This is a genomic window from Rhodococcus sp. BH5 (genome assembly GCF_027583855.1).
GTDB classification, from domain to species: Bacteria; Actinomycetota; Actinomycetes; order Mycobacteriales; family Mycobacteriaceae; genus Rhodococcus_F; species Rhodococcus_F qingshengii.
The window spans coordinates 34060-45849 of sequence record NZ_JAJHVW010000010.1; the positions used below are offsets into that span (position 1 = coordinate 34060).

At 63.6% G+C, this 11790-nt stretch carries 12 protein-coding genes; 7 read left to right on the top strand and 5 right to left on the bottom strand.

The window, feature by feature from the left end; genetic code table 11:
* Window positions 1–64: 64 nt before the first annotated feature.
* On the top strand, window positions 65–511 hold the full coding sequence (locus RhoBH5_RS23390) for a hypothetical protein (RefSeq protein WP_003939955.1): 447 nt from the start codon (window positions 65–67) through the stop codon (window positions 509–511).
* 99 nt (window positions 512–610) lie between these two features.
* Window positions 611–1201: a DUF937 domain-containing protein gene (locus RhoBH5_RS23395; protein ID WP_003940105.1), complete on the top strand. Its 591-nt coding sequence runs from the start codon at window positions 611–613 to the stop codon at window positions 1199–1201.
* Between the two features lie 56 nt (window positions 1202–1257).
* Here the strand turns inward: RhoBH5_RS23395 and RhoBH5_RS23400 are convergent, their stop codons facing one another.
* Complete coding sequence (locus RhoBH5_RS23400; protein ID WP_167349871.1) at window positions 1258–2442, bottom strand: MFS transporter; 1185 nt, start codon at window positions 2440–2442, stop codon at window positions 1258–1260.
* Between the two features lie 147 nt (window positions 2443–2589).
* Here RhoBH5_RS23400 and RhoBH5_RS23405 point away from each other — a divergent pair, with 147 nt between their 5' ends.
* The 5 genes from RhoBH5_RS23405 to phoU all read left to right on the top strand — a co-directional run bounded on the left by RhoBH5_RS23405 (window position 2590) and on the right by phoU (window position 8729).
* On the top strand, window positions 2590–3465 hold the full coding sequence (locus tag RhoBH5_RS23405) for a LysR family transcriptional regulator (protein ID WP_080726688.1): 876 nt from the start codon (window positions 2590–2592) through the stop codon (window positions 3463–3465).
* A gap of 131 nt (window positions 3466–3596) precedes the next feature.
* A complete protein-coding gene (locus tag RhoBH5_RS23410) occupies window positions 3597–4556 on the top strand; it encodes an acyl-ACP desaturase (RefSeq protein WP_003940492.1) in 960 nt (319 codons plus the stop codon).
* 81 nt (window positions 4557–4637) lie between these two features.
* Window positions 4638–5780 (top strand): tRNA dihydrouridine synthase DusB, encoded by a 1143-nt coding sequence (dusB, locus tag RhoBH5_RS23415; RefSeq protein WP_003939756.1) that lies wholly within the window; start codon window positions 4638–4640, stop codon window positions 5778–5780.
* A 150-nt stretch (window positions 5781–5930) separates the two neighbouring features.
* Entirely contained in the window at window positions 5931–7961 is a 2031-nt protein-coding gene (locus RhoBH5_RS23420; RefSeq protein ID WP_042451384.1) for an LCP family protein, read from the top strand.
* 72 nt (window positions 7962–8033) lie between these two features.
* Complete coding sequence (gene phoU, locus RhoBH5_RS23425) at window positions 8034–8729, top strand: phosphate signaling complex protein PhoU (RefSeq protein WP_003940130.1); 696 nt, start codon at window positions 8034–8036, stop codon at window positions 8727–8729.
* Window positions 8730–8787: 58 nt separating this feature from the next.
* On the opposite strand, the gene RhoBH5_RS23430 is transcribed toward phoU, so the two are convergent.
* The 4 genes from RhoBH5_RS23430 to RhoBH5_RS23445 form a co-directional block, all read right to left on the bottom strand.
* Window positions 8788–9534 carry an SDR family oxidoreductase gene (locus tag RhoBH5_RS23430; protein WP_270008852.1) on the bottom strand — a complete coding sequence of 249 codons (747 nt, stop codon included), beginning with the start codon at window positions 9532–9534 and terminating at the stop codon, window positions 8788–8790.
* A gap of 90 nt (window positions 9535–9624) precedes the next feature.
* A complete protein-coding gene (locus tag RhoBH5_RS23435) occupies window positions 9625–10362 on the bottom strand; it encodes an urease accessory protein UreD (RefSeq protein ID WP_270008853.1) in 738 nt (245 codons plus the stop codon).
* Entirely contained in the window at window positions 10362–11105 is a 744-nt protein-coding gene (gene ureG / locus RhoBH5_RS23440) for an urease accessory protein UreG (protein WP_270008854.1), read from the bottom strand. Before ureG ends, RhoBH5_RS23435 begins: the two co-directional genes overlap by 1 nt.
* Window positions 11098–11787, bottom strand: a complete 690-nt coding sequence (locus tag RhoBH5_RS23445) for an urease accessory protein UreF (RefSeq protein ID WP_007733855.1) — start codon at window positions 11785–11787, stop codon at window positions 11098–11100. The genes ureG and RhoBH5_RS23445 overlap by 8 nt, the downstream gene beginning before the upstream one ends.
* Window positions 11788–11790 lie beyond the last annotated feature (3 nt).

The window sequence follows — 11790 nt, forward strand, 5'->3', positions numbered from 1 at the left end:
ACCCGCGACACAGCTAGGCTCGGCGACGACCGCGTCACCGAACTCCGAACACAGGGAGACTGGCATGCGCACGTTAGTTCATCTCGTTCTGCTCATTTGTGGAATCGCCGTTGCCGTCGGCTCGTTCATGTACGTACTGGCCGGGGTCAAACCCGACAATGTTCGCCTCGAGGACCTGCGGGACGGCTTTCCGGCAGGGTGGGCAATCGAGCAACTCGGCGATCAGTCCGTGACCTTCTACCGGTCGATGGCGATACTTCTGCTCGCCGCCGCCGTATTGATTCTGATCGCCGCATTGTTCGGTTCTCGCATCGCAGCATGGATCGGAATTATCGTGGGATTGGGGACTCTTGGCACGTTCTACTACCGCGTGAACGATCAGTTCGACAATGTCATCAGGGAAAACTACTCCACGATCCTGACAAATCAGACAGGATTCATTCTGACGGCCGGCGGACTGATTCTCGCTCTCCTAGCGTGCCTGGTCCCCCGCGAGAAGACCCGAGCCTGACCGCTCGGCAACCGGAGGGTTACCGTCGACGCCGACATTCACTAGTGTCTGCAACAGCCGGGTACTGACGAGTAGTACCCCAGAAGAGGTAGGGCATCAATGGCATCGCTTGACGACCTTCTATCCCAGATCCCCATCGACCAGATCGCGCAGCAACTCGGCGTCGACCAGGCAACTGCCGAATCGGCGGTCAAGACTGCACTTCCGACCCTCGTCGGTGGCCTCGGCGCCAACGCGCAGGATCCCGCCGGTGCAGCCTCGCTGGAAAGCGCGTTGCAGTCTCACGCCGACACCAGCCTTCTCGACGACGGCGTCGACATCAGCAAAGTCGACACCGCTGACGGTCAGAAGATCGTCTCGAACATCTTCGGCGGCAACACCGATCAGGTCGCCAGCGCACTGGGCGGTGTCGGTGGCGGCGGTGGAAACGATCTGGTGAAGCAATTGCTGCCGATCCTCGCTCCCATCGTCCTGGCCTACCTCGCCAAGCAGTTCACCGGTGGCGGTGCCGGCGCGCAGACTCAGGCCTCCGGTGGCGGCGGGCTCGGGGATCTCCTCGGCGGAATTCTCGGCGGCGGCGGCAATTCCGGCGGCGGCATCGGCGGCGCACTCGGCGGCATCCTGGGTGGATCCGGTGGCGGCGGCCTCGGAGACCTGCTCGGCGGCCTCCTCGGCGGCGGCAAGAAGTAAGACGCTCGACAGAACGCACTGCGGCGATCCCGTTCGGGGTCGCCGCAGTGCTCTGTTCAGTCAATCGTCGAAGATCGAAACATCCTCAGTGACAAGGCAAACGCAACCAACAGCAGCGCGCCCACAAAAGTACTGACCCCGACCCAACCGCCACCCGCGTATGCAAGACCCGCGAGGGCGCCCGCCACGGACGAACCCGCGTAGTAGGCAAACAGATACAACGCCGACGCCTCGGCCCGGTGATCGGTAGCGATCAGCCCCACCCAACCGCTGGCCACCGAATGTGCGGCGAAGAATCCTCCGGTGAAGAGCAGCATCCCCACGAGCGTCAACGCCAGATTGTCCGGAACGGTCAGTGCCAGGCCGATACCGATGACGACAACCGACCCGAGCAGCACGCTGCGCCTACCCAGTCGGTCAGAGGCCCCGCCGGCTACCGCCGAGGTGAAAGTTCCGGCAAGGTAGAAAAGGAACACCAGGCCCACAAGCGCTTCAGGAAGGCCGAAAGGTGCTGCCGTGAGCCGAAACCCGAGGAAGTTGTAGATCGACACGAAGCCGCCCATCAGGATGAATCCCAAAGCGAAGAGTGTTCGCAGCGACGGGTTCGCAAGGTGGCGTCGTAGATTCGACGCGATCGTGCGCGCCGATATCGGTTGCGGGCGAAAGAACTTCGACGCGGGAAGCCGCCGGATCATGTTGAGCGCGAACAATGCCGACAGCGCGGACGCAGTCAACAGCGCCCAACGCCACGTACTGAAATCGACGACGGCCGACGGCACGAGCCGTCCGATCAGCCCACCGATCGTCGTGCCGGCGACGTACCTTCCCATCGCTGCACCGAGGTCCTTCCGATCGACCTCCTCGGCCAGATAGGCCATCGCCACCGCCGGGACACCGGCCAGAGCCAATCCTTGTGCTGCGCGTCCGACCAGCAGAACCTCGATCGTCGGACTCAGCGGCAGAAGTAAACCGATCACACAGGACGCCGACGCCGACGCGATCATCACCCGCGTGCGACCGAAGCGCTCGGAGAGCGCACTGGCCGGAATGATTGCCAACGCCAACATGCCCGTCGTCGCCGAGACGGACAGCGCAGACACCGCAGGCGAGACGTGGAAGTCTTCGGCGAACGCAGGCAGCAACGCCTGTGCCGCGTACATCGAGATGAACGTCGACAGCCCGGCCGCGAACAACGCAACGGTCACGGTTCGATATCCCGATGTTCCGCGGCGAAGCGGCATCACTTCGGATTCGATCACATTCTCGACAGTCACCACGTACCTCCAGGCATCACTTACCTCCGGTAAGAATCCTCCCGCCCAGACTCGGCAAAAGAAAATGCATAAACTTGGTGTTCTATATGCTCCAGAGGTATATAGATTGGGTTCGTGATGCTGACCGAAGACCTCGAATGGTTTGTCGTGCTCGCCGAAACCCAACAGGTGACCGCTACCGCGGATCTGACTCACCTGTCGCAGCCGACCCTTTCGCGCAAACTCGCTCGCCTCGAACGACAGATCGGCGTGACACTCTTCGACCGTCAGGGACGCCGACTCGAACTGAACCGGTACGGCGAGATCCTCTATCGACATGCTCGCATCGCACTGCGTGCCCTCGACGCCGCGCAGACCGAAATCCAGTCGCTGGCGAGCCCCGAGAGCGGCACGGTCCGACTCGACTTCCTCCACTCGTTCGGCACCTGGTTGGTGCCGCACATGCTGCGCGGATACCGCGTCGAGTATCCCGGAGTGCGATTCGAACTGCATCAGGACAGCGCGCAGTTCCTGGTCGACAGAATCGCCGCCGGCACGTCCGACCTGGCCGTCGTCTCGCCTCAGCCGCGCGATCCGCAGGTGGCGTGGATGCAGATCGCCCAGCAGTCACTGGCATTGGCTGTTCCGGCTGATCATCGCTTTGCGAAGTTGCATTCGGTCGAGCTTGCGGACGCGGCCGACGAACCGTTCATCGGTATGCATCCGAACTTCGGGATGCGAAGAATTCTCGATGAACTGTGCGCGGCCGCAGGATTCACTCCGAATTTCGTCTTCGAGAGCAGCGAGCTGGCAACGGTCGGCGGACTGGTCTCCGCGTCCTTCGGTGTCTCGGTCATGCCGGTTCAGGATCCACCGATCTGGGCCGAAGGAGTCGTCTATGTACCGATCGAAGGAGCACAGCGAAAAATAGGGCTGATCTGGTCGAAGAGTCGCAAGCTGTCCGATCCCGCCCGGACTTTCCGCGACTACGTCGAAAGAACGACTTGGTAGTGAAAGTGCCCCCGGATAACTACGGATCGGTAACATCCCTCGAGGGGAGCAATTTTCATGCCATTCTTTTCAAACCTACGGTGCCGTAGGCTGGGGCGAAGTCGCGCATTCACTCAACATGGAGGCAAGAAATGACGAGGATTCTGACGCAGCTGGAGCTGCTACAAGAGCTGCAGCCGGTTGCCGAGGAGAACGTCAACCGCCACATCTCCATGGCCAAGGAATGGCATCCACACGACTACGTTCCGTGGGACGAGGGCCGTAACTTCGCAGCCATGGGCGGCGAAGACTGGAGTCTCGAACAGTCACAACTCGGCGAGGTAGCTCGCGCCGCGATGATCACCAACCTGCTCACCGAGGACAACCTGCCGTCGTACCACCGTGAGATCGCCGAGAACTTTTCGCAGGACGGTGCCTGGGGAACGTGGGTCGGCCGGTGGACCGCCGAGGAGAACCGCCACGGCATCGTGATGCGTGACTACCTCGTCGTCACGCGCGCAGTCGACCCCGTCGAGCTCGAGCGCTTCCGCATGGAACACATGACAAACGGTTACAGCGCACCCATCGACGAGGGCGACGCCGGCCTGCTGCACTCGGTCGCCTACGTGACCTTCCAGGAACTCGCGACGCGCGTCAGCCACCGCAACACCGGCAAGGCCTGCGACGAGCCGATTGCCGACAAGATGCTTCAGCGCATCGCCGCCGACGAGAACCTGCACATGATTTTCTACCGCAACATCTGCGCCGCCGCGCTCGATCTTGCTCCCGATCAGGCGCTCAAGGCTGTGGCGAACATCGTCCAGAACTTCCAGATGCCCGGTGCCGGCATGCCGAACTTCCGCCGCAACGGCGCCCTCATGGCCAAGCACGGCATCTACGACCTTCGCCAGCACCTCGACGAGGTCGTCTGGCCTGTCCTGCGTAAGTGGAACATCTTCGAGCGCAACGATTTCAGCGCCGAAGGCGAGAACACGCGCGAAGAGTTGGCGGCCTTCCTCGAGACACTCGCCGCCAACGCGACGAAGTTCGAGGAACAGCGCGATCGCATGCTCGCACGCGAAGCCGCCAAGCGCGAACAGCAGGCTTCTTAGTTTCACCAGCTATTCTGTGCCCGGTACCGGATTCGGTACCGGGCACTTCCAATTGTCACAAGTATTTGTTCAGAGGTAGACATGTCATCCCTTCGTATCGGTTCACTCGAGCTGCACAGCCCCGTGGTCCTCGCACCCATGGCGGGCGTCACCAACGTCGCCTTCCGCACGCTGTGCCGTGAACTCGAACTCGAACGTGCAGGCAGCACGTCCGGGCTCTACGTCTGCGAGATGGTCACCGCCCGCGCGCTCGTCGAACGCCAACCCGCCACGATGCACATGACCACGTTCGGTCCGACCGAAACGCCCAGGTCGCTGCAGCTGTACACCGTCGACCCGGATACGACTTACGCCGCGGCCAAGATGATCGTCGACGAGAACATGGCCGATCACATCGACATGAACTTCGGCTGCCCGGTACCCAAGGTGACCCGCAAGGGCGGTGGATCGGCGCTACCGTACAAGCGTCGACTGTTCGGTCAGATCGTCGCGGCAGCCGTGCGCGCCACCGAAGGCACCGACATTCCGGTCACCGTCAAGATGCGCGTCGGCATCGACCCCGAACATCACACGCACCTCGACGCCGGCCGGATCGCCGCAGCTGAAGGCGCCGCTGCCGTCGCACTTCACGCACGTACCGCGTCGCAGCGCTACTCCGGCACTGCTGACTGGAACGAGATCACGCGCCTCAAGGAACACGTCACCGACGTGCCGATCCTCGGCAACGGCGACATCTTCGACGCCTCGGATGCTGCCCGCATGATGAACGAGACCGGCTGCGACGGCGTCGTCGTCGGACGCGGCTGCCTCGGACGGCCATGGCTGTTCGCGGAACTCAGCGCAGCTCTCAACGGACAACAGATCGCCACGCCGCCGACGCTCGGCGAAGTCACCAAGATCATCGCCCGTCACGCCCAACTGCTCGCCGCACATCACGGTGAAATGAAGGGTCTGCGCGAACTTCGCAAGCACGTCTCCTGGTACATGCGTGGGTTCCCGGTCGGATCGGATCTGCGGGTCTCGATGGCTCTGGTCAGCACGTTGTCCGAACTGGACGATCTGCTCGGACAGCTCGACCACGACGTCCCGTTCCCCAAGGACGCCGAAGGCCCGCGCGGACGCCAAGGCTCACCCGGTCAGGTAGCACTCCCGGAAGGTTGGCTCGACGATCCCGAAGACGACCTTGTGCCGGTGGGAGCTGACATGATGCACTCTGGTGGCTAGCGAAAACACGCCGTCGGATTACTCACATCACTTTCTGAGTGAAGCACTCAGGATTCACCAGTAATATGGCTCCAGCTTCGTCGACAACCGGTTGACGCCGGCATCTGAATGACGAGTTACTGACAGTCGACGACGGGACAGGTTGCATCGGTGGGTGATGATCACGATTCGGGCCCACCTCCGCCCGAGAGCCGCGCCCCCTGGGAACGTCCGCTCGCAGACAAGCGCTTCCGCAACGCCCGACCGGACCAACCGGCAACGCCCCAGCGCCCTGCCACACCCCAGCGACCAACACCGCAACCACCCAGTCCCCCGGAGCGTCGCAGCAGTGGACGTACCGGGCGACGGGACTCGCCTCCGACCGACGACTCTGTTTCGGTCGCCGAGTTGGTCCGTCGGGTAGGCGACAAGAAGCCGCCACCAGCCCCGGCTACGCCGCCCAAGCCGGCGCCGAACAAATCCGTACCACCCAAGACTCAATCTTCAGCAGCGTCGTCGCCGCCCCCCGCCCGGCCGATTCCCGCCCGTCCGACCGTTCCGCCCGCCGCTGCGGACTGGATCACCGAAGAACATCCCGTCACCTCCGCAGTGCCGCGGGTAGTCGGTGACACCGGCGCCACTCGTCTGGCGCAAAGCAAGATTCGCCGCCGCCATCGCGCAAAAGTGATCGGCCGATCGGCAGTAGCGTTCCTGGCCGTCATGTCTCTCGCATTGACCGGCGTCGTGTGGGGCTATCTGCGCTCGGTCGAAGGCGGATTCGATCAGATTGCGGCACTCGACACCGAGTCCGACGACATCATCGACGCCGGTGGTCAACTCGGCGACGAGACGTACCTGATCATCGGCACCGATACCCGCGCCGGTGCGAGCGGTGAGATCGGCGCCGGAACCGTCGAAGACGCCGAAGGCGCCCGAGCCGACACGGTCATGCTGGTGAACATTCCCGCGGACCGAAGCCGCGTCGTCGCCGTCTCCTTCCCGCGTGACCTCGACGTCGAACGTCCGATCTGTCAGGGATGGGACAACGACGCCGGCAAGTACACCAGCGAAACCTTCCCGGCAGCGAGCGGCGACAAACTCAATGCGACATACGCACTCGGTGGCCCCAAATGCCTGGTCAAGGTCATCCAGAAGATGTCCGGCCTGAAAATCGGGCACTTCGTCGGAATGGACTTCGCCGGTTTCGAGCGCATGGTCGACACCGTCGGCGGTGTGAACGTCTGCTCCCCCGGACCGATCGAAGACGGCATCCTCGGAACCGTCCTCGCCTCCGGCGGCACGCAGATGCTCGACGGCCGTACCGCCCTCAACTACGTGCGTGCTCGCCACGTCGAAGCCGAGGGCAACGGCGACTACGGGCGCATCACCCGCCAGCAGAAGTTCCTGTCGGCGCTGCTCCGCTCGGCCCTGTCCAACCAGGTCCTCCTGAATCCGAGCAAGCTCAACGGATTCATCAACGCCTTCACCAGCGACACGTTCGTCGAAAACATCGACACCAAGTCACTGGTCACCCTCGGTCGCTCGCTCCAGAACGTCGACGCAGGCGCGGTCACGTTCTTGACGGTCCCCACGGACGGCACCAACGACTGGGGCAACGAGATTCCTCGCACGGACGAGATCAAGTCCCTCTTCCAGGCGATCATCGACGACGATCCGCTTCCGGGCGAAGAGCGCGAGGACACCACACCGTCGTCGACCAGTTCCACGACAACCGCTCCTACGTCCAGCACGCCGCCGGCCGCCACTTCCGTCGAGGCAATGAGCGCCTACAACATCTCGGTCGACGTCTCCAACGCGTCGGGAATCGCCGGGCAGGCCGCGACAATCGCCGACAGCCTCGCGGCCTACGGTTTCCAGATCTCCACGGTCGGTAACTTCAGCGCAGCCACCGGCCTGGCGAATGCTCAAGCGTCGACCACCGTCGTGCGCTACGCCGCAGGTTACGAGGCTGAAGCGGTGACGGTCGCGTCGTCGATTCCCGGCGCGGTTCTGGTTCTCGCTCCGAGCATGGGAGACATGATCGAGGTCGTCGTCGGAAGCAATTTCGCCGGCACCGTCGTCGCCCCCGCGGACCCGGGAACCATCCTGGCGGCAAATCCGACGTCGGTCGACACCAGCACCTCGACGGCTCTGCCCGCCGACATCGCCAGCGTCAACGCCGGCGACACCACCTGCGACTGACACGCGTTCATTCACCTTGCGTTCACCTGGTGCTTGTGACTTGGTCTTTCACGGCACGTAGGCTCTGACCTCATGCGCGTGGCTTACAACGAACAGATGACCGAGCTTGCAGACACGCTCGGCGAGATGGCAGGACTGGCAGGTGCCGCTATGGAGCGCGCCACCCAGTCCCTGCTCCAGGCAGACCTGTCCCTGGCAGAACAAGTAATCGGCGAACACGACAAGATCACCGAACTCAGCACCATCTGCGAGGAGCGCGCGTTTGCGTTGCTCGCCCTGCAGGCTCCCGTTGCCGGAGATCTGCGCTCGGTGGTCAGCGGAATCCAGATCGTCGCCGACATCGACCGCATGGGCGCACTCGCCCTGCACGTCGCCAAGATCGCGCGCCGCCGACATCCCAACCACGTGCTTCCCGAAGAGGTCAACGGCTACTTCGCCGAGATGGGACGCATCGCTGTCTCCATCGGTGCGGCCGCCAAGGTCGTCCTCGAGACCCGCGACCCCGAGCGCGCTGCCCGTCTGCGCGAAGAAGACGAAGCGATGGACGACCTCCACCGCCACCTCTTCACCGTCCTCATGGACCGTGAGTGGAAGCACGGCGTTGCTGCCGCAGTCGACGTCACGCTGCTCGGCCGCTTCTACGAGCGATTCGCCGACCACGCCGTCGAGGTCGGCCGACGCGTCATCTTCCTGGTGACCGGCAAGCTGCCCGAAGAGCCCGAAACCACCGAGAAGGTCGACAACCTCACCTCGTACCCGGATCTCTGAACCCAACCGTCCACGTGAGTAAAAGGCGGCCGCGCACTTGCGCGGCCGCCTTTCCTATTCAGTTCTCGTGCAACCAGGTTTCCAACGTGGGTCCTGCAGTTGTGGATCCCGGCGCGGGCAGCAACGCCCCACCCTTCATCGCCTTACCCGCTCCCGGCATCGAGATCGGGATCAGCCACTTACGTCGGCCACGGTATTTCAAGATCTCGCGCGTCATGGCCGGGATCTCGAGGACCTCGGGCCCGGCCAGGTCCGGAGCCCTCCCGGTCGGACCGTTCTGAGCGCAGGTCACGAGCGCCTCGGCAACGGTCTTCGCTGCCACCGGTTGTGACCGCATCCGAGGAACCATAGCGATCGGCCCCAGTCCGAACAGCGCGATCGTCTTCTCGCCGAACTCGAACCACTGAGTGGATCGCAGGATCGTGAAAGGAATACTCGACGCTTCCACCGCGCGTTCCTGCGCAGCCTTCCCCTGGTAGTACCCGAAGGACTTCAACTGCGGATCGTCGCAGTTCACGATCGAGAGCAACACGTGATGCTTCACGCCAGTTCTGGTTTCCGCCGCGGCGATATTTCTGGCTGCGGTCTCGAAGAACTCGACAGCCTTCTTGGCACTGTTGGTGACGTGATCACTCACGTCGACGACCACGTCTGCGCCGGCAAATGCCTCGTCCAACCCTGCACCCGTGGAGATGTCGACTCCCGTCGATCGAGCGGCAGCGACCACGTCATGGCCCCCTACCTTTGCCTGCTCGACGACCAACTTTCCCATCTGGCCGGTTCCGCCCAGAACAACAATTCGCATGATGCCTCCGTCAAACCTGTGCGCCCGGCTCTCTTCGGCCTGGTCACATACTGGACGACGCGGCCTCCCGAAGTGTGACGGTAGGGCGAATCAGTCGGTGTACTTCTGCGAAAATCGCCCACGCCACTGCGACCAGATCGGATCCAACGCTGCGCTCGCCTCGTGTGCGTGGTCGGCAACGGCCCGTGCCAGCATCCCTGCTCCCGCCAGCGGCGTCACGTGCCCTTCGACGTCGTCGGTAGTCTTCATCCCCAACAGCATGGTCGTACCGAGCACGCGATGGCCACCGAGAATCCCCGGCAGCGAACGGCCCGGCACGCTACGCAGGTCGAGAGTTTCCACGAGCAGCGCGTCGCCGTCGACGGTAATGCGCTGATCCGAGCGAAGCGCACCGCCGGTTTCGCCGGTCCGGCCGAACACGATCATCTCGTCGAGCAGCGCAACGGCATCGGATTCCAGTGAAATATCCACGCGCCTGGTCACATCCGCGCCGCCGGCGACGACAAACGGTGCCGCACGCCAGATCAGCGCCGCACCGGCACCGACGCTCGCCGAAGCCGACCACGACGCCCGGCCACCGCGTGCGTTGTACGCGACGGTCCCGGACGGCTCGATCACCTCGAGACACGTACCGGGTGCGACCACGAAGTCGATACGCAGGTCGTCGCCGGCCAACAGCGTTGCGCTGTGCCCTACCAGGGCAATTCGCACGGTGAGCCCGCGAGCGTCGACGAACCGCGGGGCCAGGAAGTCGCCCGAGATCAGCTCTCGCGCAACAGCGGTGTCACCCACTCTCTCGACGACGACCCTCGTAGCTCCAGTGCGCATCAGTGAGTGTGAGAGTGGCTGTGCCCGTGACCGTGACCGTGGTCTTCTTCATCGGCATGGAAGTGCGGCGCCATCGGCCCCGGATCCTGCGGGGTGTGACTACCCGCGCGATGGGATGCGATGACCTGGCGGAGCCACGCACTGAGCTGGTCGATCGTTGAGTGATCCTTCTGGCTGAGCGCGAGAACGGGAAGTCCGTCACGCGCGGCCGTGGCATCGGCAACCATCTGGACCGCGTCGACGTCGACGTACGGGGCCAGGTCGATCTTGTTGACCACCAACAGATCTGCCCGCTCGATGCCGGGACCGCCCTTGCGGGCGACGTCTCCGCCGCCCGCGACGTCGATGCAGAAGATCTGGGCGTCGACCAGTGCCGGGCTGAACGTGGCGGTCAGGTTGTCACCGCCGCTTTCCACGATCACCATGTCGAGGGGATGGAACTGACGCTCGAGGTCTTCGACCGCAATGAGGTTCGGCGTGACGTCGTCACGAATAGCCGTGTGCGGGCACGCACCGGTCTCGACTGCGACGATGCGCTCGATCGGCAGAACGTTGGCCGCGCGCAACAGTCGCGCGTCCTCGTCGGTGTAGATGTCGTTGGTGACCACCGCGATCTCGTACTCCGCCGCGAGTTCGCGGCAGATGGTGGCGATGAGGGTGCTTTTGCCGGTGCCGACGGGGCCGGCAACGCCGAGCCTCAAACCTCTTGCAGCAGTGGTGGTGTTGTTCAGGTTGTCAAGCACGGAAAATCCTCCTGGATCGAGCGTGGTGTTCGAGTGACCATTGTTCGACCAACGGCCCTGTTGTTGCGGGTATATCTGCGACGCCCTCGACGGCTACGGCAGCCGCGGCGACGGTTTCGATGGTCGGGGCTGCTCGGAGCAACCATTCGACCGGTTCTGCCGGATCCACCGGCAGTAGCTTCAATGCCGCCGACGCCACCGTTTGGGCGTCGTCGTACAAACAAGATCTGGCTGCCTGTAGGTCGTCCATCCCGGAGACCGCCGTGAAGACGCCCAACGCGAGCGGACGCATCGGATGCCCAGGCAGCGCCATGAGCATCTGCACCGCGGGGTGCTGCGGCCACAATCGCGACGCCAGTCTCGCCAGCCCACGGCCGAGCTGAATCGACGCCTCACGCAGCGGTGCGCTGGGAGTCCGAGCGAGCAGTTCCCTCGAGATGTCCTCGAGTTCGCCTGCACTACCCTCACTTACGGCCCAGCGGCGCGTGACCACCGTTGAAGCGGCCTCGACAAGTCCGACTGTTTCGAGTCGACCGCGAATGAAGTCAGGGACCTGACTCTGCAGGAGTCCGCCCGCCAGTGCCGGTTCCAACCCCGACGAGTGCGCGTGACCGCCGGTAGGCAGACGCCCGTCTGCCAAGAGCATCGATGCTATCTCGGCAGACGCCGTCTCGATCGACATGGT